General features: G+C 64.1%; 16 protein-coding genes and 1 pseudogene. 7 read left to right on the forward strand and 10 right to left on the reverse strand.

Annotated features, from left to right (window positions below; genetic code table 11):
• Positions 1-29: 29 nt before the first annotated feature.
• Positions 30-455 (forward strand): GNAT family N-acetyltransferase, encoded by a 426-nt coding sequence (locus NCS03_RS18940; RefSeq protein ID WP_250458016.1) that lies wholly within the window; start codon positions 30-32, stop codon positions 453-455.
• Here the strand turns inward: NCS03_RS18940 and NCS03_RS18945 are convergent.
• The 4 genes and pseudogenes from NCS03_RS18945 to NCS03_RS18960 form a co-directional block, all read right to left on the reverse strand.
• Positions 452-1390, reverse strand: coding sequence for an SMP-30/gluconolactonase/LRE family protein (locus NCS03_RS18945; protein ID WP_008352880.1), 939 nt, complete (start codon positions 1388-1390; stop codon positions 452-454). The genes NCS03_RS18940 and NCS03_RS18945 overlap by 4 nt on opposite strands.
• A 28-nt stretch (positions 1391-1418) precedes the next feature.
• Positions 1419-2626, reverse strand: a pseudogene (locus tag NCS03_RS18950) (type II toxin-antitoxin system HipA family toxin); the annotation flags it as partial.
• Positions 2627-2762: 136 nt separating this feature from the next.
• Positions 2763-4340: an aldehyde dehydrogenase (NADP(+)) gene (locus NCS03_RS18955; RefSeq protein ID WP_008352875.1), complete on the reverse strand. Its 1578-nt coding sequence runs from the start codon at positions 4338-4340 to the stop codon at positions 2763-2765.
• Between the two features lie 224 nt (positions 4341-4564).
• A complete protein-coding gene (locus tag NCS03_RS18960) occupies positions 4565-6094 on the reverse strand; it encodes an MFS transporter (protein ID WP_008352874.1) in 1530 nt (509 codons plus the stop codon).
• Positions 6095-6432: 338 nt separating this feature from the next.
• Here NCS03_RS18960 and NCS03_RS18965 point away from each other — a divergent pair, with 338 nt between their 5' ends.
• Positions 6433-7152 carry a helix-turn-helix domain-containing protein gene (locus NCS03_RS18965; RefSeq protein WP_008352872.1) on the forward strand — a complete coding sequence of 240 codons (720 nt, stop codon included), beginning with the start codon at positions 6433-6435 and terminating at the stop codon, positions 7150-7152.
• A 165-nt stretch (positions 7153-7317) separates the two neighbouring features.
• The gene (locus tag NCS03_RS18970; protein ID WP_008352871.1) at positions 7318-8616 is read left to right on the forward strand and encodes an SUMF1/EgtB/PvdO family nonheme iron enzyme; all 1299 of its coding nucleotides are present in this window, start codon (positions 7318-7320) and stop codon (positions 8614-8616) included.
• An 18-nt stretch (positions 8617-8634) separates the two neighbouring features.
• On the opposite strand, the gene tatA is transcribed toward NCS03_RS18970, so the two are convergent.
• The 3 genes from tatA to NCS03_RS18985 all read right to left on the reverse strand — a co-directional run bounded on the left by tatA (position 8635) and on the right by NCS03_RS18985 (position 12748).
• Positions 8635-8838 (reverse strand): Sec-independent protein translocase subunit TatA, encoded by a 204-nt coding sequence (tatA, locus tag NCS03_RS18975; protein WP_008352869.1) that lies wholly within the window; start codon positions 8836-8838, stop codon positions 8635-8637.
• Positions 8839-9072: 234 nt separating this feature from the next.
• Positions 9073-11289, reverse strand: a complete 2217-nt coding sequence (locus tag NCS03_RS18980) for a TonB-dependent receptor (protein ID WP_250503097.1) — start codon at positions 11287-11289, stop codon at positions 9073-9075.
• Between the two features lie 241 nt (positions 11290-11530).
• Complete coding sequence (locus NCS03_RS18985; protein WP_175979524.1) at positions 11531-12748, reverse strand: PepSY-associated TM helix domain-containing protein; 1218 nt, start codon at positions 12746-12748, stop codon at positions 11531-11533.
• Positions 12749-13006: 258 nt separating this feature from the next.
• On the opposite strand from NCS03_RS18985, the gene NCS03_RS18990 reads away from it, so the two are divergent.
• The gene (locus NCS03_RS18990) at positions 13007-15172 is read left to right on the forward strand and encodes a TonB-dependent siderophore receptor (RefSeq protein ID WP_250529571.1); all 2166 of its coding nucleotides are present in this window, start codon (positions 13007-13009) and stop codon (positions 15170-15172) included.
• Positions 15173-15342: 170 nt separating this feature from the next.
• A complete protein-coding gene (locus NCS03_RS18995; protein ID WP_008352862.1) occupies positions 15343-16266 on the forward strand; it encodes a sterol desaturase family protein in 924 nt (307 codons plus the stop codon).
• 63 nt (positions 16267-16329) lie between these two features.
• Here NCS03_RS18995 and NCS03_RS19000 read toward each other — a convergent pair whose 3' ends face one another.
• The gene (locus tag NCS03_RS19000; protein WP_250529572.1) at positions 16330-17892 is read right to left on the reverse strand and encodes an MFS transporter; all 1563 of its coding nucleotides are present in this window, start codon (positions 17890-17892) and stop codon (positions 16330-16332) included.
• Between the two features lie 143 nt (positions 17893-18035).
• Between NCS03_RS19000 and NCS03_RS19005 the strand changes: the two genes are divergently transcribed.
• Positions 18036-18731 (forward strand): hypothetical protein, encoded by a 696-nt coding sequence (locus NCS03_RS19005; protein ID WP_250529573.1) that lies wholly within the window; start codon positions 18036-18038, stop codon positions 18729-18731.
• On the opposite strand, the gene NCS03_RS19010 is transcribed toward NCS03_RS19005, so the two are convergent.
• A complete protein-coding gene (locus NCS03_RS19010) occupies positions 18692-19870 on the reverse strand; it encodes a porin (RefSeq protein WP_250458022.1) in 1179 nt (392 codons plus the stop codon). The genes NCS03_RS19005 and NCS03_RS19010 overlap by 40 nt on opposite strands.
• A gap of 117 nt (positions 19871-19987) precedes the next feature.
• Positions 19988-20395, reverse strand: a complete 408-nt coding sequence (locus tag NCS03_RS19015; protein ID WP_250436057.1) for a hypothetical protein — start codon at positions 20393-20395, stop codon at positions 19988-19990.
• A 267-nt stretch (positions 20396-20662) separates the two neighbouring features.
• Here NCS03_RS19015 and NCS03_RS19020 point away from each other — a divergent pair, with 267 nt between their 5' ends.
• Positions 20663-20920, forward strand: a complete 258-nt coding sequence (locus tag NCS03_RS19020) for a hypothetical protein (protein ID WP_033536715.1) — start codon at positions 20663-20665, stop codon at positions 20918-20920.
• Positions 20921-20948: the final 28 nt, after the last annotated feature.

A 20948-nucleotide genomic window follows, 5' to 3' on the forward strand; every position in this document is an offset into this window, starting at 1 on the left:
GGCGCTTCGAAAAACTCATGGAGCGCGCGATGCAATGGACCCGGGACGGCTATCGGCTGAGCACGGACATCGACGAATTCGACTTCGATGTCGTGCATCGCTATTTGAGCGAAGTGGCGTACTGGTCGCCGGGCATCGCGCGAGAAAAGGTCGAGCGCGCCGCGCGTCATTCGCTCGCGTTCGGGCTCTTTCACGGCAACGCGCAGATCGGCTATGCGCGCATGATTACCGACACGACGACATTCGCCTATCTCGCGGATGTGTTCGTGCTGCCCGAGCATCAAGGCGCGGGCCTCGGCACATGGATGATGCAATGCGTGATGGCGCATCCCGATCTTCAGGGGCTGCGCCGCATGATGCTCGTCACGTCCGACGCGCACGGGCTCTACGCGCGCTTCGGCTTCGCGGCGAGCCAGCATCCCGAGCGCATCATGGAGAAGATCGGCAAGGCTTAACCGCCTTTCACGCCTTGCGTATTGACGTAAAGCGCATAGAGCCCGTGACTCGCCGCCATGAACAACCGGTTGCGATGCCGTCCGCCGAAGCACACGTTCGCGCAACGCTCGGGCAAGTCGATGTGGCCGATCGCTTCGCCTTGCGGCGTGAAGACGCGCACGCCGTCGAGTTCGGCGTCGCCCATGCCCCAGCCGCACCACAGGTTGCCGTGAATATCGACGCGAAAGCCATCGGGGGTGCCGGGGCCCGCATCGATGAGCGGGCGCGCCTCGCCTAGCCTGCGGCCGCCGTCGAGCACGTCGAACGCGTAAATCTTGCGCGGCGTCGCGCGCGATTCCACCACATACAGCACCGATTCGTCCGGCGAGAACGCGAGACCGTTCGGGCCCACGAAGGCGTCGATCATCATCGTGATTTCGCCGCTCTGGCCATCGACGCGATAGACGCAGGGCTTCAGTTGCGCCTCGTTCCTTTCGCCTTCGTAGAAACCGTCGATGCCGAAGGTCGGATCGGTGAACCAGATCGAGCCGTCCGACTTCACGACGACATCGTTCGGCGAATTGAGCGGCTTGCCGGCGTAGCGATCGGCGATGACGGTGATCGATCCGTCGTATTCGGTGCGCGTCACGCGCCGCGTCAGATGCTCGCAGCTTACGAGCCGGCCTTCGCGATCGCGCGTGTTGCCGTTCGCGTTGTTCGACGGCTTGCGAAACACGCCGACTTCGCCGCTCTCTTCGTCCCAGCGCAGGATGCGATTGTTCGGGATGTCGCTCCAGAGCAGATAGCGGCCGTCGCCGAACCAGACCGGCCCTTCGGACCAGCGCGCGCCCTGATACAGACATTCCACCGACGCCGATGCGATGCGCAGTGCATTGAAACGCGGGTCCAGCACGCGCACGGCGGGGTCGGGATAGCGGCGGTCGGGGTGGGTCATCTTTCTTGTCTCCGGTTGGGGGTTGTCTTCACGGTTCGCCGGCGGCCACGCCGGTCAACTCGGCGATCGATCTGTTCAGCCCATCGAAGATACGCTCGGCGACCCGAGGCGGAAAATCGCCGGGCAATTGCGCTGTCACTTCGTCGATGACCGTCGGCGCGCGTTCGATGATGTGCCGGATGATCGGCTCCGCGCTGTCGCCGAAACCGCATCTCTGCGCCATCGCGTCGAAGTGCCGGCGCTTGATCTCGCGAAACGCGTAGCGCCTGCTCGCACCGGGGATGGCCATCGCCAGCTTCGCCTTGTCCCACGACCATGGGTTGGCGCCGTCGCCTTCTACTGGCCAGATCGACATGACGTCATAGAGCGGCGTGAGGCGGTATTGTCCGCCCCTCGCCAGAAGAATGCTGAAGTTCTTCGCGTGACCGTCGGGCGCGGCCAGCAGCCAGAACAGGATCTGCGCGCTCACGAGCGTTTGCACGTCACGGCGCGCTTCGGTCGACTGTTGCAGCACGCGCGCGAGATCGAGCACGCCCGGACCGCCATCGTGCTCGTACTTCTTGTGCGGAGGCAGCCCGGTCGCCTGGCAGAAATCTTTGGCAGACGAAGAATCCACTTTCCGCCTGGGTGCATCCGCCGGTCGAAACGCTCGACGACAAGCACGCGCCGTTCGCCGAAATTCGCGATCTCGACGTTCGCCGCGGGCAAGCCGAACGCCTGCAGGAGACGCATGCAGAGCCATTCGTTCTCGACCGATGTCGTGAGATCGGCGCGTCGATTGCCGACGAGCCCCAACGGCAGCTTGAGGATATGCGTCGTCGGCGTCGCGCCATGGGGCTTGAGCCATCGCCCGCCGTGCCGCAGCAGCGCGGTCTTTTCCTGCGCGCCCGCGAGCGAAATGCGGAAGTCGTGGTCATGGTCGGTGCCCAAGGGCATGCCGCCGGCCACCTGATTCAGCAGGCTTTCGACGTCATCGTCGCTGAACGGCGTTCCCTCGATGCTTTCGATGTCTTTCGGCGCTTCGTCGTCGGCAAGCAGTTGCACGGCACCGACACAATCGCGACCGATGGCCCGCAGCAAGTCGAACGCATCGGCGCTGTCGGTCTGGAAGCGCTGCGCGATGCGGCGGCGAATCGGCTCGCTGTCGGGCAGAAGATTGTCGAAGTAGTTGAGCACGGCGTCGCCTTTCAGCAGCGCGCCGTCGAGACCGATCGGCAGCGACAGCGAGAGCGGACGTGCCTCGAAATATCTGTATGGCGAATAAAATCAGTTTATTCGCCATACAGATAATCGGCCAACTACAAACCAGAGCGACTATCTGCGAGAAGAATAAATACCGTTTATTCGTCCCGCAGATATTCGATGCCGGCGCTCAGTTCGGCCCCAGCTCTCCATCCCTCAGACGCCACAAGTTCAATGGATTGTCGTCCGCCAGCGCAGCCGGCAACAGCGCCGCCGGCAGATCCTGATAGCACACCGGGCGCAGGAAGCGCTCGATCGCCATCGCGCCGACCGACGTGGAACGGCTGTCCGATGTGGCCGGGAACGGCCCGCCGTGCACCATCGCGTAGGACACTTCGACGCCCGTCGGAAAACCGTTCGCGAGAATCCGGCCCGCCTTGCGCTCGAGCACCGGCAATAAGCGCCGCGCAAGCTCGACGTCGCCCTTTTCCATCAGCAGCGTCGCGGTGAGTTGGCCTTCGAGATGGCGCGCGACGGCGATCATCTCGTCCTCGTCGCGGCAAATGACGATCACCGACGTCGGTCCGAAAATCTCGCCCGACAGTTGCGGCTTGGCCAGAAATTCCTCCGCATTCACGCGATACAGCACCGGCAGCGCGCCGCTCGATGCGTCGCCCTTCACGCCGGTCGCGATATTGCGCGCGCCGGAGGCGTCGCGTTCCTGGATCCCGCTCGCGTAGGCCGCGGCGATCTGCGCGGTGAGCATTGTCTGCGTTTCCTTCTTCATGATCGCGGTGGCGGCCAGATCGATGAAGTCGTCGAGATCCGGCCCCTCCAGCGCGATCACGAGGCCCGGATTCGTGCAGAACTGGCCGACGCCGAGCGTCACCGAATCGATGTAAGCCGCCGCCAGCGTGTCGCCGCGCGCTTCCAGCGCGCCCGGCAACGCGAAAACCGGGTTCACGCTGCTCATTTCGGCGAAGACGGGAATCGGCACCGGGCGTTTCGCCGCGATATCGACGAGCGCGAGCCCGCCGCGCCGCGAGCCGGTAAAGCCGACGGCCTGAATCGCCGGATGCGCGACGAGCGCCTCGCCGATCGCATTGCCCGCGCCGACGACGAGCGAAAACGTGCCCTCGGGCAAGCCGTTGTCGGCGACCGCCTTCTGCACCGCGCGGCCGACGAGTTCGGACGTGCCGAGATGCGCCGGATGCGATTTCACGACCACCGGACAGCCCGCCGCGAACGCCGAGGCGGTATCGCCGCCCGCCACCGAAAACGCCAGCGGAAAATTGCTCGCGCCGAACACGGCGACCGGGCCGAGCGGAATCTTTTGCAAACGCAGGTCGGATCGCGGCAGCGGCTTTCTGTCCGGCTGCGCGGAATCGAGCGTCGCCGAGAGCCAGCGGCCCTCGCGCACGAGCGATGCGAAGAGCCGCAACTGCCCGACCGTGCGGGCGCGCTCGCCTTCGAGACGCGCCTTCGGCAGCGCGGATTCGGCCATCGCGCGCTCGATCAGCGTATCGCCGAGCGCGATGATGTTGTCCGCGATCGCTTCGAGAAACTGCGCGCGCGTTTCGAACGGCGCGTGGCGATAGTCGTCGAACGCCGCTTCGGCCAGCTCGCACGCGCGCGCGACTTCCGCCGCGCCGCCGCCGCCGAACTCGGGTTCGAGATCGGCGTTGCGCGCGGGGTCGAACGCGCGGAGCGTGGCATCGGTGCCCCGCACGGCCGATGCCCCGATCAGCATTTCTCCGGTGATCTTCATTTCAGCTCCTCATCTCTTGTTGGCGATGGGCGGCGAGCGCTGGGCGCGGCCGCCCGCTAAAGCGAGTGACCCGCGCCCCGCGCAAGCGTTCCGCGCGAGGCGTGCGAGTGGTCATCGAGAGCGGTGAAGCAAATGCGGTGCGCGGTCGAAGCCGAAGCGAAAACCGGTCTTGCGTTGACGCCAGAAACTATAGGCGCGACGCACCACTTGCGAAAGGAAGCGCCTCAGGTTTTGGCGACGGGCGTCGCGGACTTCCTGAACGTGATGTGCGCGATGCGCCGCACCAGCAGCGCCGCCACGAGCGCGGCGACGGCCGTCAGCAGCACGCCGATGTGGATCGACTGCACGAGCGCGTCGCGGGCGGCATCGAAGAGCGCGGGCCCGTCGAGACCGGCCGCGCCCAGTTCGGCGAGGATGCGCTCGCGCAACGCTTCATCGACGAGAATGCGCGGATCCGACAGCCGCGGCAGCCACTGCGCCGACACCGACGGCCCGAGCACGCTCACCGTGCGCGCCACGACGCTCGCATAGTGATGCGCGACGATCGTCCCGACGATGCTCGTGCCCATCATCCCGCCGACCATGCGCGTCGATTGCAGGAGCGCCGTCGTGATGCCGAAGCGCTCGCGGCCCGCGATCTCCTGCCCGAAGATATTCATGTTGTTGAGGATGAAGCCGAGGCCGATGCCGGTCGCGGCCATCGGCAATTCGATCCACACGTGCGGCGTCGATTCGCGCGCGAACGCGAGTCCGACCGACGCGATCAAAAGCAGCGTGAAGCCGATCGACAGGATATTCACCGGCTTCTTCATGTGAATCACGATGCGCGTGTTGATGAAGCTGCCGAGCGCGATGCACGCGGCGATGGGCGTCGCGAGCAGACCCGCGGCCTGCGGCGACAGGCCGAAGCCGCCTTGCAGCAGGAGCGGCGCGAAGAAGATCAGCGAGAACATCACGAAGCCCGCGAGAAACGAGAGCGTGAAGAGCGTGTTCATCTGCGCGTCGCGGAAAATGTCGAGCGGGATGATCGGATGCGTCGCGCGCCGCTCGCAGATCAGGAGCGCCACCGCGCACACCGCCACGCCGATGCCGAGCGCGACATTGGCGGCCGTCAGCCCGTCCTGCGGCAGCGCCTCGATCAGCGCCTGAAAGCCGCCGAGCACCAGCGCGACGAGCGCCGCGCCCGTCCAGTCGATCTTCACGCCGCCCTCGCGCGGCCGATGCAGGTTCGGCAGATGCGCCCAGATGAAGTACAGCGCCGCCGCGCCGACCGGCAGATTGACGAGAAACGTCGAGCGCCAGCCCCAGTGCTGGCTCATCCAGCCGCCGAGCGACGGCCCGGCCGCCGTGCCGATGCCGTAAGCCGCCGCGAGCACGACCTGCCAACGCACGCGGGCGCGCGGATCGGGGAACAGATCGGGAATCGACGCGAACGCGGTGCCGACCATCATCCCGCCGCCGACGCCCTGCAGCCCGCGCGCGAGCACGAGGAACAACATGCTGGGCGCGAGGCCGCACAGCACCGACGCGACCGTGAACGTAATCACCGCGGCGATCACGAAGCGCTTGCGGCCGAAGTAGTCGCCGAGCCGCCCGAACACCGGCACCGTCACGACCGACGCCAGCAGATACGCGCTCGCGATCCACGCGTAGAACTCGAAGCCGTGCAGCTCCGCCACGATCGACGGCAGCGCGGTGCTGACCACCGTCTGATCGAGCGCGACGAGCATGTTGACGAGGCCGATGCCGAGCATCGCGTAGAGAGCGGTTCTGAACGGTAAAGCAGGCGGCGATTGAGTCACGGTCGGGCGGGCGGGATGGAGAAGTGCTAAAAAGAGATCGCGCCGCCGTTTGTTAAGCGGACGCTGATGCAGAAGAACCACGAATTGTACGGCCTGCCTTGCGCCAGATCGACCTATCGCAAAAAAGCATCGGCGCTGATTCCGTCGACCATTGGCGATCTCGGTAAAAAAGCAACCCAGTAAGGTAAAAAAGTTTGACCGATGCCGTGCCCGCGTCAATTTTTCACGCGGGCCAATGGTTGCCCTATGGGAGAATCGTTTTGTCATTCATCAACAAAACGAAGCCCAAAATGTCCGTCGTGTCCGAACTTTCCCGTGCGCGCCGCAATTCGGCGCACTGCTCCACGTGCGCGATGCGTCATCTGTGCATGCCCGAAGGCCTGTGCGCGAACGACATCGCCAAGCTGGAGAACATCATTTCGGTGACGCGCAAGGTCAAGCGCGGCGACGCGCTCTTTCGCGCGGGCGACCGCTTCGATGCCCTGTTCGCCGTGCGCTCCGGGTCGATCAAGACGGTCATCACGCACGACGGCGGCCGCGAGCAGGTGACGGGGCTGCTGCTCGCGGGCGATGCGCTCGGTTTCGAAGGCATCGAGGAAGGCGAGCATACGTGCGATGCGATCGCGCTCGAAGACAGCTCCGTCTGCGTCGTGCCGTATTCGCTTTTCGAGCGCATGTGCCGCGAAACCGACGCGCTGCAAAAGCGCCTGCATCGCATGATGAGTCACGCGGTGAACCGCGAGGCGAATCACGTCGTGCGGCTCGGCATGCTGAGGGCCGACGAGCGCGTCGCGCGGCTGCTGCTCGATCTTTCGTCGCGGCTGTCGAAGCGCGGTTACGCGTCGTCGGAATTCACGCTGCGTATGACGCGCGACGACATGGGCAGCTATCTCGGCATGACGCTCGAAACCGTGAGCCGCACCCTGTCGCGTTTCGACAAGGCGGGCCTTATCGAGACGCAGGGCAAGTTCATCCGCATTCGCGACTTCGACGCGCTGCGCGCCGTCTGACGGGACATCGTCTGCGATTATTGCGTCGGCCCGAATAATCGCCGCCTATTTTTCTGTTGGCATGCGCTTCGCTACGGTTTAGTCTTTTCGATTCGACCGACGCGCGCTACGGCGCGCGTTTTGGTCGATTGCGAAGCCACTGGCCAGCCACGGAGATTGGGCGACATGAACCGCGAACCTTCCCTGCGTCATCCGCTGCTCGAGCGCCTCGCCGAAGCGCGCCGCGTCACCGACGAGCTTTTCAATGTCGTCAAGCCCGAGCACCTTTACGACAGGCCGATCGCCGAGCGGCATCGCATCGTTTTCTATATCGGGCATCTCGAAGCCTTCGACCGCAATCTGCTCGATCAGCGGCTCTTCGATCTGCCGAGCCCGAATCCCGCCTACGACCAGCTTTTCGCTTTCGGGATCGATCCGGTGGACGGCGGCCTGCCGACCGATCAACCGTCCGACTGGCCTTCGCTCGACGAAGTGCGCGCGTATCGCGACACGGTTCGCGCCGAGATCGACGCGCATTTCGATCCGATCAGGATCGCCGCGGCGCCGCTTTCGGCAGACGAGCCGCCCGCGAAGCTGCTCGAAGTGGCGATCGAGCATCGGCTGATGCACGCGGAAACGCTCGCGTACATGCTGCATCAATTGCCGGTCGATAGAAAAATCGCGCCATCGAATGCGTTTTCGGAACGTTCGTCGGATCGCGATCTGTCGCACGAAAGCGTGCGCGTGCCGGCGGGCAGCACGACGCTCGGGCTGACGCGGGAAAGCGGCCTGTTCGGCTGGGACAACGAGTTCGGCGAGGAACGCATCGAGGTGCCCGCGTTCGAGATAGACCGCCATATGGTCACGAACGGCGACTATCTGCGTTTCATCGATGCAGGCGGTTACTGGAATCGCGATTACTGGGACGACGCCGACTGGGCGTGGAAGGAAGAGCAGCGCATTGCGCACCCGGCGTTCTGGATTCCCGGCGACGACGCGAACGCATGGCAGCTACGCACGATGTTCGACGAAATCGCGCTGCCGCCCGACTGGCCCGTCTACGTGAGCTACGCCGAAGCGAAGGCGTACGCGCGCTGGGCGGGCAAGTCGTTGCCGACCGAGGCGCAATGGCAGCGTGCCGCATCGGGCGCGCCGCATGTCGCGGAAGGCAACTTCGATTTCCGCCGATGGGACCCGGCGCCGGTGCAGGCGCATCCGGAGAATCGCAGCGAGTTCGGCGTCGAAGGGCAATTCGGCAACGGCTGGGAATGGACGTCGACGGAATTCGGCCCGCTGAACGGCTTCGAGCCGTTTCCGTTTTATCTCGGCTATTCGGCGAATTTCTTCGACGGCAAGCATTTCGTGATAAAGGGCGGCTCGGCCCGCACGGCGGCGTGCATGTTGCGGCCGAGCTTCCGCAACTGGTTCCAGGGGCATTACCAGTACGTCTATGCGGGATTTCGCTGCGTGAAGAACATCGATTGAGCGATCACCGCGCGCAACTTATCGTGCGGTCACATCCTTGGCCGGGACGTCGATGGTCGCCGTTGCATTGGCGGCCGGCGTCGCGCTTTCGCCCACGCCATCCTTGAAAGCCTTGACCGCGCCGCCGAGATCGGAACCGACGCTACGCAGCTTTTTGGTGCCGAAAACGAGCGCGACGATAGCCAAGACGATGAGCCAATGCCCGATGCTGAGACTTCCCATATCACCTAACCTCACAGAGATAAACGTTGAAACCGGGCGGAATGCGCAAGATTTACTCGACGCCCCGCTCGCACTTTGCGTATTCTGTCATAAAAATCAACAACTTATGTGGCCCCGTTTTGAACTGCGCTCGGTAAACGGCCGGCTCCCGAGTATTTATTGCCTCGGGCGCCAAAATGGAAACGCCGCGCGTCCTCACGAACGCGCGGCGTTTTTCGCTTGCTATCGACGCGATCAGAAATCCGTTGTCACCGACAGCAGCACCGTGCGCGGCGCGCCTTGCGTCAGATAACCGCCGATCGTCGAAGCCCAATACGACTTGTTCGCGACGTTGAGCACGCTCGCGCGGAACGTCGTCGGCTTGCCATAGATCACGGTCGCGTAACGCGCGCCGAGGTCGAAGCGGTTCCAGTGCGGAATCGACAGCGTGTTGGTCGTGTTCAGATACTGCGACCCGGTATAGATCCAGCGCGCCGTCAGCGTGAGGCCGTTGAGCATCGGCACGTCGTACTCCGCGTTCACGTTGAACATGAACGTCGGCACGCCGATCGGCTTATTGCCGTCCAGGGAGGCGTCGCCGAGACCGTATTGCGTCGCGTGGATATACGTCGCGCCCGCGATCAGGCGCACGCCGCGCACCGGCTCGCCGAACACCGACGCCTCGATACCGCGATGGCGCTGCGTGCCGTCCGAGACAAAAACGTTCGACGTGTTCGTGTAGGTCAACGGCTTTTCGATCTGGAACGCCGCGATCGACGCGCCGTACTGGCCGTTGTCATATTTTGCGCCGACTTCCCATTGCTTCGACTTCTCCGGCGGCAGCAGTTGCCCGGTGTTGACCGCGGTTGACGGCGCCGCCTCGCCTATCGTCAGCGCTTCGCTATGGTTCGCGAAGAACGACACGTTCTGCCACGGCTTCACGACGAGACCGAACAGCGGCGTCGTCACCGAGTCGTTGTAGGCCTCGGTCTGAACGCCCGTGTAGTCGAAGTTGTTCGCGTGGATGTCCTGATGACGCACGCCGACCGTGAACAGCACGCGGTCGTTGAGGAAGCCGAGCGTGTCGGAGATCGAGACGCTGCGCAGCAGGCTGAGCGACGTGGTTTGCGGATCGGCGAGATTGCCCGCCTGCCCGATCGTCGCCGGATACGGAACCTGCGGCGTGTCGTAGATGCTCGACGCCCAAGAGCCGCTGTACGTGTACGCGGACCTCGAATCGACGCGCACGATCGACGCGCCCGCCGTCACGAAGTGCGACACCGGGCCGGTGTTGAAGTGACCGCGCACGCCGGCTTCGGCGGAAGTGCCGTCTTCCTTGTGCGGCACGCCGAGACGCGATTGGGTGACGCCCGTCGTATTGATGCTCGGCGACGAATACTCGCCGTGCTCGTCCGTATGACGCGCGCCGCCCGTCACGTAAGCCGTCCAGCCGGGCAGGAAATCGTATTCGGCGCGCAGGATGCCGACCGTGTCTTCGATCGAACTGTAGGTCCACGACTGCCCGTAGTTGTACGACGCCGACGGCGGTTCGGGAATGTAGTTGGCGTAGTCGTAGACCGTCGAGCGGCCGCCGTTCACGCGCTGGCGCTGATACAGGAAATCGGCGTACAGACGCAGTTTGTCGCCGCGCCAGTCGAGCGCCACGGCGGTCGTGTTATCCCGCCGATGTTCGTTGTCGATCGACGTCTCGCCGTCGTGATTCGCCTGATTCACGCGGATGCCGAACTGCCCTTCGCTGCCGAATCTGCGGCCGACATCGACATGCGCGCCGATCGTACCGGACGTCTCGCCATCGATCGTCACGCGCGTGAGCGGCTTGTCGTCGGCGCGCTTGAGTTGCAGATTCAGCCCGCCGCCCACCGCCGAGCCGTTCGGCGATGCGCCGTTCAGAAACGCGTTCGCGCCCTTGAACACATCGACGCGTTCGAGCGCATCCGTCGAGACGAGCTGACGCGGCGTGATGCCGTAGAGACCGTTGAGCGAGACGTCATCGCCTTGCAGCTCGAACCCGCGAATGATGTACACCTCGGAGAAGTTGCCGAAGCCGAACGCCGTACGCACCGCCGGATCGTTCGCGAGCACGTCCGAAAGCGTGCGCGCCTGCTGGTCCTCGATCAGCTTCGACGTGTACGTCGTCATGCTGAACGGCACGTCGATCATCTTTTGCTGGCCGAGCACCCCGAAATCCGCGCCGCGCGCGACCTGGCCGCCAGCATAGGTCGGCGCGAGATCGCCGGGCAACTGTTCCTTCGACGCCTGCACCTTGACGGCGGGCAGCGTGCTCTCGGCGGGCGAATTCGCGCCTTCAGCGTTGCTTGCGCCGGACGATTGCGCGTGAGCGGACAAGGAAAACACCGCCGCGACAGCCGCGACGATGGCTACGCTCGACGCGCGACGGACGAGCGCCTTCGCAGGCGTGGCCTGCAAGGTGGAAACACGGGAAACGGGCATGAATCAGAGAGGAACGTCGAAGTTGGTCGGTCTTCCGTCCCGGGGCGCGAATGGAATCCGGGCGGCATTGTTCTGAGCGTCGAAGCAAGCCGCGCAAGCGCGCGGCAGCCCGAGGCCGTTGTGCGCCGCATTATATTGCAAATAAGAGTCGTTATCATTCCGATAACGAGAGATTTGTCGGAACGCAACGTCTGACGCGCGTCAGGCTTTTGAATCGCGCTTTATGCGAGGGTCCTCGGATTTACGAAGTCATTGAACGTGCCGACCGCGCATCGGCGACGGCGGCCGAATGACGGCGCGCCGCGCGCTTCCTGAACCAGATGATGAGCCCCGTCGCGCTGAGCACCGCGACTGCGATGCCCACGGCGCTCACGAGAATCCGTCCGCCGAGGCCGACGATGCGCCCCGAGTGCAGCGGAAACTGCGCCTGCATGAAGATGTCGCCGGCCGAGCCGCGGCCCGGAATCGTCGATCCCGCGAGCGCGCCCGTCTGGGCGTTGTAGTACAGCCAGGCGTTGCCGAGACCGACGTCGCCGTGATCGTGCCCCGGCGCGAAGAAACCGACGCCGTAAGCCTTGAACATCGGCGCGTAGTAGAGCGCGCCCGGCGGTTCGGTCAGGTTCTCGCGTTTCGCATCGCGGGCGGCCATCTCCAGAATCTGCTCGCGCGTCGCTGGCGCCTTGCCCGGCGGGCCGGCGCGCACGAGTTCGGGGTTGTCGAGGAAAGAAGGCGAAAGCTTCGAGAACATCGATACGACCGGGCGCATCACGGGTTCGGAAAGATTCATCGAGATCGAGGTGAGCGCCATGACGAGCAGAAGGCCCCAGATCCACACGCCGCCCGAGCGATGCAGGTCGAACGTCAGCGCGTAGCCGCCGCGCTTCACGCGGAACGCGAACGACTTGCGCCACGCCTTCACGCTCGGAAACGACAGAATCAGCGCGATGCCGCTATCGAAGAACCAGAGAATGCCCACGATGCCGATGAGCCACGTGCCGATATCGAAGCCGCCGACGACCGGCAAATGCAGCGTGTAGTGCAGCTTGTAGAGGAACGGCATCAGATCGATGCGCGCGAGCGACACCGCGCCCCACATGCGCTGCGCCTGCACCTGCCCCGTCGCGGGATCGACGGCGATCTGGTTGTACGGCACGTCGAACGGCGCGTTCGTCGCCGGATTCGTGCGCGGCATCACCATCATCTGCGCGGTGTGCCCCGGCTCGATGCCGAGCGGCAGGTACGTCACCTCGACGCGCGGATCGGCCGCTTCGACGCGCCGCGCGAGTTCGAGCGGCGGAAGCGCGGGCGCATCGGTGCGCGCGTTGAAGAACGACGGATTCAGCAGCGCGTCGATCTCGTGATCCCACGCGATGATCGCGCCGGTCAGCCCCGAGACGAAGAGAAAGAGCGCGGTCGCGACGCCGAGCCAGCGATGCAGGCGAACCAGAACCGGCCTCATGCCCGCTCCTCGGAGCGATAGTCGTGCGCGACGGCGATCATCTTTTCGACGTGATGTAAATAGGAATTGTTCGCAATTCTATCGACGACTGATCGGCCACACAAGCTTCTCGTAAGCTGCTTACCGATTTTTTGTCGCGAATCCGTGCCGACAGTGGAGCAAAAGTTTACAAGCTCGCGATGTTCAGGGCAGAATGCCGTCGCCCGATAATGCGAACGATTCGCATTTAAAACAACTTCAAACGACGACGGACAGACCATGAAATCAGCGACGCGCTCGCGCGCATTCCCGGCCACATCGACGATGCGGCCTTCGACCCTCGCCGCCCTGCTGCTCTTCGCGATGAGCCAGTCCGCGCTGGCGCAAGGCAGCGACGGCGCGCAAGCCGCCGATCAACCCCACGAGGCGTCGCTGCCGGCGGTGTCCGTCACCGCGTCGCAGGACACGCTGCAGCATCTGCGCGACGACGTGTCGAGCGGCGCGCTCGGCTCGCGCACGCAACTGGAGACGCCCTTCTCGACGACGATCGTCACCGGCGAGGAGCTCGCCGACCGGCAGGCCAACAAGCTCGGCGACGTCTTCGCGCAGGACGCGTCCGTGTCGGACAACAGCAATCCGTACAACGCGTGGGCGAGCTACATCACCGTGCGCGGCATGCAGCTCGACTGGCAGAACGGCTTCAAGCTCGACGGCCAGCCGTACAACGGTTACGGCATCACGATGCCTTACGAGCAGCTCGAAAGCGTCGAACTGCTGAAAGGGCTGTCGGGCTTCATGTACGGCTTCGGCGCGCCGGGTGGCGTCGTGAACTACGTGACGAAAAAGCCGCCCGCGACCGACAGGCAGATCGCGAGCGTCGATGTCGGCTATCGCTCGACGTCGGTCTGGACCGAGCATCTGGATCTCGGCGGGCGCGTCGGCCCCGACAGCGTGGTCGGCTACCGCTTCAACGCGACGCACGAGGAAGGCAAGACGTACAACGGCGGCAACGTGCGGCGCGATTCCTTCTCGCTCGCCGCCGACGCGCGCCTGACCCGCGATCTCACCGCGACCTTCGGCGCGCTGTATCAGGAGCGGCATGCGTCCGGCATCACGACGGCGATTTCGACCGCGCGATATACCGGCACGTCGCTGCCGGCGACGCTGTCCGGCGGCAGCAGCACGCTGCAGACGCCCGATCAGCATCTGAACACCAACCTGCAGATCTACACCGCCGGCCTGCATTACAACCTGAGCCCGGACTGGACGCTCTCGGCGACGTACAGCTTCAGCAAGAGCACGCGCTATCGCAACGAAGGCACCTGGTATCTGCTCGATCAGGCAGGCGATTACGACGACTATCGCTTCGAAGGCAAGGAAGGGCATCAACTGAACACGTTCCGCGTGATGGCCGAAGGTCTCGTGAAGACGGGACCGCTCAGGCATCAGCTCGTGTTCGGCGCTGATTACCAGAAGCAGACGACCGACTACGGCGCGAACTCCTTCTATGCGCAGCTCGGCACGGGCAACCTCTATCAGCCGAACGTGAATCGTTACGACAGCTCCGGCTTCTACACCTATCGCGCCGCCGACGTCACGCAGAAGGCGCTGTTCGCGAGCGACACGATCGCGCTGACCGAGCGCTGGTCCGTGCTCGGCGGCCTGCGCTACACGAACTACGAGCAGCACGGTTACGGCCTCGACGGCAGCACGTCGTCGACGTACACGCAAAACGGCGTGCTCACGCCAACCGTCGCGCTGATGTACAAACTCACGCCGGGCACGACGCTCTATGCGAGCTATGTCGAATCGCTCGAAGCGGGCAACGTCGTCGGCGACACCTATGCGAACGCCGGGCAATTGCTCAAGCCGCTGCGCAGCAAGCAATACGAAGTCGGCGTGAAGAGCCAGAACGCACGCTGGAGCGCGACGGCCGCGCTGTTCCGCATCGAGCGCGGCGCGCAGTATGCCAACAGCGACAACGTCTTCGTCGAGGACGGCGAGTCGATCTTTCAGGGTGCCGAAGCGGGCGCGGACGTGCGTCTCGGCCGGGACTGGACCGTCGGCGCCGATCTGATGTGGATCGCGACGCACTACGAGAAAGGCTCGACCAACAACGGCAATCGCGTCGCGGGCGCGCCGGGATTCGTCGCGGCGGCGCACGTGAATTACGCGGTGCCCGTCGTTCCGGGCCTGACGCTCGGCGCCGATGCGAAATTCACCGGCAACACGAGCCTCAGTCCGTCCGGCGACATCAAGGTGCCGGGCTATCTGGTGATGAACCTCGGCGCGACCTACACGACGCGCATCGCCGGACATAACGTCGGGCTGCGCGCGGCCATCGACAATCTGACGAATCGCCGCTACTGGGAATTCCAGTACGCCGATTACATCCAGCCGGGCGAGCCGCGCACGCTCTCGCTCAACGCGCGCGTCGAATTCTGATCCTTGCCGCGCGACATGCCTTGAAATAACTGGTCCGAGAGGCCCGCCGCTTGTGCCGCAAGGCTTGGCGGGCGGGCCGTGACATTCCGTGAAATAGTTTGCGCGTGGTTTTTAACCGGGCCGATCGCCACAATGGGTTCATTCGCAACCACCCACCAAGGCGAACAATCATGGAACTGGAACTGCTCGGAAAAATCTCGATGTACGTGATGGGCATCGTCCTCACCGCGTCGCTGCTCGAGGCCGTCGTCCTGCATTTCAAGTACAAGGGCACCGACAAGGCGTTCGACTGGCACGAGACCTGGATCTCGCTCGTCGATCTCGTCGGCCGCAAGCTCCTCGCGTTCCTGCCGCTCTCGCTCGCGACGCCCGTCTTCAACTTCGCGTGGGAGCATCGCATCCACACGGTCACGACGAACACGGCGCTCACGCTGTTCCTGCTCTTCATCGGACAGGAGTTCTGCTACTACTGGTATCACCGCGCGTCGCACACGATCCGCTTCTTCTGGGCGAATCACGCGGTGCATCATTCGCCGAACCAGTTGACGCTGTCGTCGGCGTATCGATTGGGCTGGACCACCAAGATCGCGGGCTCGGCCATCTTCTTCACTCCGCTCGTGTGGTTCGGCGTGAAGCCCGACGTGGTGCTCGCGGTCGTGTCGATCAACCTCCTCTATCAGTTCTGGCTGCACGCAACGTGGATTCCGAAGCTCGGCTGGCTCGAATATGTGTTCAACACGCCGTCGGCGCATCGTGTGCACCATGCATCGAACGCGACATATCTCGATGCGAACTTCGGCGGCGTGCTCGTCATCTTCGATCGCCTGTTCGGAACGTACGTGGAAGAGCGCGCCGATGAGCCGTGTGTCTACGGCCTGACGACGCCGGTGACGTCGCATAACCCGATCGTCGTCGAGATGCAGCACTGGGTCAGCCTCGCGAAGGACATGTACAACGCGAAGAGCGTGTCGGATGCGGTCGGCTTCCTGCTGCGTCCTCCGGGCTGGCTGCCGAACGGCGAAGGCGACACCACCGAAGAATTGCAGAAGCGCGCCAAGTCGATCGAACAACAACCGGCCCACGCGGGCCGATAACGAAAGCCTCGCAGCGGTACTTTCGAATCCCGATGTCCGGTTCAGCGCCGGCATCGGGTTTTTTCATTTGCGGCGCTGGATCGTCGCAGCCGCCGCGCCCGCCGCCGCGAACGCGCACGCGGCGGAGAGCGCGGCGACGGCGCGCAACGCATCGGCGATGGCATCGGCTTGCGCGCGGGCGAGCGGCGCCGATGACGCTTCGGACGTCGGCTGGGCGTCCAGCGCGCGCATGCTGTCGCGCGGCACATGCATCCGATCGAGCCGCGCCGACAAAGCCGCGTCGTGCGACCACACGAACACGATGCCGAGCACCGCGATCGCGAGCAGGCTCGCCACGCGCGCGACCGCGTTGTTGATGCCCGACGCGATGCCCGCGCGCTCGCTTCCCGCCGATGCCATCACGGTCGTCGTCAGCGGCGCGACCGTGATCGTCATGCCGAGCCCGAGCACGACGAGCGCTGGCAGAAAGCCCATCCAGTAGCTGCCCGCGACGAACGGCAGCGCGAGCATCGCGAAGCCCAGACCCGCCACGCACGGACCGGCGATCAGGAGCGCACGCGCGCCGAAGCGGCTCGTCAGCCCGCCCGTGAAACGCGACAGCAAACCGATGATGAGCGGCATCGGCAACACCGCCGCGCCCGCTTCCGTCGCGGTGAAACCGTATGCGCGAATCAGCGTGTACGGCAGGAAAAACAGCACGCCGCCGAGCCCGAAGTACAGCAGCAGCGTGACGATATTCGCGCCGCTGAAATCGCGCGAACGGAAGATGTCGAGCGGGACCATCGGATCGCGCGATTTCGCTTCGATCGCGATGAACGCGGCGAGCAGCACGATGCCCGCGCCGATCATCCCGAGCACGAGCGGATCGGCGAAACCGCGCGACGGCGCTTCCGTGAGACCGTAGGTCAGCATCGCGAGGCCCGCTGCCGTGCTCGCCGCGCCGGGCCAGTCGAGGGTTGGCGGCGCGTCGGCGTCGTGGCTGTCGGGCACGGAAGCCATCGCCAGCGCGATCGTCGCGGCCGCGAGCGGCACGTTGAGGAAAAAAATCGCGCGCCACGAAAATGCATCGACGAGCCAGCCGCCCGCCGCCGGACCGACCGACGACGTGATCGCGCCGACGCCCGCCCACGTGCCGATCGCGCGGCCGCGCGCCTCGCCGTCGAATACCGCGCCGATGATCGCAAGGCTGCCCGGCACGAGCAGCGCCGCGCCGATGCCCTGCAATGCGCGCGCCGCGATCAGCCAGCCCGTGCCCGGCGCGAAGCCGCACGCCGCCGACGCGACCGTGAAGATCGCGACGCCCGCGACGAACACCTTGCGCCGTCCGAGCTTGTCGCCCATCGCGCCGCCGACCAGCACGAGCGCGCCCAGAAACAGCAGATACGCGTTGACGACCCACTGCATCGCCGCAATGCTCGCGCCGAGCTCGCTCTGGATCGACGGCAGCGCGACGTTGACGACCGAGCCGTCGATGAACGCCATGCTCGATCCGAGAATCGTCGCGGACAGCGCGAGGCGCTTGCGATGGCACGGCTGATCGGCGGCGACGGGTTGCGCGCGGATCGCGAGTTCGTCGCAAGGACTCGCGGGCGAGGCGACGGCGTGCACGCGTTGCGGGTTGTTCAATGGCGCTCCTGGTCGACGAATCCGCGGATAGAAGAGGCTAACCGGTTCTGCATTTTCACGCCCGCGACGTGGTTGGCACGCTCGCGCGCACGCCCCGGCCCGGCGGGTTAAGCTAATTGCTTCACTCGCATCGAGATGCCGCCATGAGTCGAACAGACGGAGTCGCGCAAAGCCGATGGCTCGTAGATGCGCGCGAGGAAATCGCCGCCGCGCTTCGGACTTCCGACGAAGCCTGGCTTCACGACATGAGCATGCGCTGGGGTTGCCGTCTCGCGATGCTCGTCGCGGATTTCGGCGTGCGCGTGATGCTGCGTGAGGAAGGCGTCGTCATGAAGCTCGAGCCGCCGCCGGAGGTCGACAGCGCGCTCATCGAGTTCTGCGAAGGGAAGGCCGATTCGCTCGCGCGCGCCGCGTGGATCAAGCTGTCGAAGTTCGAAGAGCACGCGATCGCCGTGCTCGAAGCGAGCGCGCTCATTCAGGGCGATGCGCAATGCACCGCCTGCCGCGAAACGATTCTCGCGTGGCGTCAGATGCTCATCGCCGCGAACGAGTGGCCGCGCGAGGAAGCCGATCCGTACATCAGCCACGCCTGCCGGCCGATATTGAAGCAGTTCATGAATCTCGCGTCGTGCGCGACGGACGGGCATCAGTTCGAGCTCGCGCGCGCAGGCGATTACGAAGAGACATGGCGCGAGTTCGAGACCTTCTGTTCCGATGAAGATGCGCCGCCCGTGACCGGCTGGGGCCGCAAGTATCGGCATCGGGGCAAACGCATTGCCGATGCCTCGTGCGTTCGAAGTCAGAACCGATGCCGCAAGCCGACCGTCGCTTCGACCTGATTGCTCGTCGACGATGGCGCCGTGAGGCCGTTGATCCAAGCCACACCCAATGGCGAATTGGCGCTGGCGCTCACGCCTTGCCATACGCCCTGGATGTAGACATCGGTGCGCCGCGAGAAGGCATAGCCGGCCATCGCGCTGACCTGATTCCAGTGCGGATTGCCCGCGCCCCCGAGCCCGCCCGCGCGCGAATACGTGTACGCGGCCGAAAGTTCGACGGCGGGCGTCAGCGCGTAGCGCACGTTGCCTTCGAAGTTCTGGACATGCGTCGAAGAGCCGGTCTGGAACAGCTCCGTCAGATTCGTCTGCGTATAGACGAGGCCCGCCACCGCCGGGCCGATCGCGTAGCTCACGCCCGCGCCCCACGTCTGCTGACGGCCCGCCAGCGCGCCTAGCGGAACGGCCGTCGTCGTGAGCACGCCCTGTAGCGAAGAGCCGGTCGTATCGGTGACGGCGCCGTTGGTGTTCAGCTGCCCCGGCGTCGCGGCGTCGCTGTTCAATTGCAGGAAGCCCGCGCCGAAACTAAGCGGTCCCCACATATACGACATGCCGAAGCTGTACGCACGATTGTTCGAAAATCCGCCGGCCTGGTTCGAGAAACCATATAACGCACCGAGCTTGAATCCCGCGAAATCCGGGCTCTGATACTTCACGGCGTTGTTGATCTGGAACGAATCGTTGAGGTTATCGATATCGAATGGATGTGCGAAATGCGTGCCGCCATACTCCGTGCCCGTCAATGATAGTGGCGCGACGAAATCGACCATGTCGTCGGTCTGACGGCCGAACGTGATAACGCCGTAATCGCGGCTCGACAAGCCGACATACGCCTGCCGGTTGAAGAGGCGGTTATTCACCGACGATTGTCCATTGTTCAGATTGAAGCCGCTTTCCAGATTGAAGATAGCTTTCAATCCCCCGCCGAGATCTTCAGCGCCGCGCAAGCCCCATCGGCTGTATTGGACTGGGCCGCTTTTCAGTTCCCAATTGCTGTGGCCGCCGCCGGTCGGCGTGATCTGATTGTTCGAATACGTGATGCCGGCGTCGATGAGGCCGTAGAGCGTCACGCTGCTTTGCGCGTGGGCCGCGCCCGCGCAAGCGATCATCGTGGCCGCACCGCTCATAAGCAACTTTTTCATTTGCCGAGGCTCCATCGATGTCGGGTAAAGACACGCATGCCTCATCCACTTTATGCGACCGAAACGATAACCGGCAACCTGAAAATATCGCGCGCGAGCACGGGCTCGGGCGTTCGCTTAAAAGTCGTGGCGCACCGAGAATGTCATGCCCTTTTCATGCTCGTGATTCACGCCGAGCTGCGGATTGGCAGAGAAATGCCAATCGTCCGTGTCGTTCGTGATGTCGTCGCGCGGCTGCACCCGAACGGGCGCCGAATTGGGCGATAGCGGCAAGGGATAAGCCCGCGCGAGCTGGCTCAGATCGGGATGAACATTTCTTTCGTACTTCGACAATGCGATGGCGTCGAGCGCGTCCATCGTGCCCTTGAATGCATATCGCGGATGACGAGGCCCGACGCGAGACACGCTTTCCGTCGAGACAATGGCTGGCGCGGGAAAGAACAGCACATTCGCCGCCACGCGCTGATTGGGAATCAGGCGAGCCTGTTCGCTGGCTGATGCGAAGCTGCCGACAACGAAAACCATGATGCCGGCGACCCAATACCTTCGGATAAGACGTGTCATCGAATGCCCGAAAGACGCTACGGTCGAATGAAATTCAGCGCTCTTAAATCATTTTAATTCATTTGGCGGTGCGTTTCCTGACAATGACGCCATCGAATCGTAATCACGAATTGTGCAACGAATCGAAATGTGATTCTCGAATTGCATGACGGGTTTCACAACTCTGCACGCAGCATCTATCTTGAAGAGCGGATCGACTCCGATCACGCATCTTCCGGAGACCACATCATGTTTGCGCGCAAGCTCCGACTCATTGCCTTGTCCACTGCAATACTCGTCTGCGCCATACCGAATGCCTCTTTCGCAACGGAACAGGCACAACAACGCCGCGCGGGACGCGACGTCCGCCAGGACACGCGACAGCACGCACGCCATACGAAACAGGATTGCCGCGCGGCGAATCAGCAATCGAACGCGAGTTGCCGTCACGACAAACGCGACACGAAGCAACAGGGACGACAGGCAGCACGCAATATCAAGTATTGATGTGCGGGACAGGTTGTTTCCTGTCTAT

The organism is Caballeronia sp. ATUFL_F1_KS4A, assembly GCF_023630905.1.
Classification (GTDB): domain Bacteria; phylum Pseudomonadota; class Gammaproteobacteria; order Burkholderiales; family Burkholderiaceae; genus Caballeronia; species Caballeronia zhejiangensis.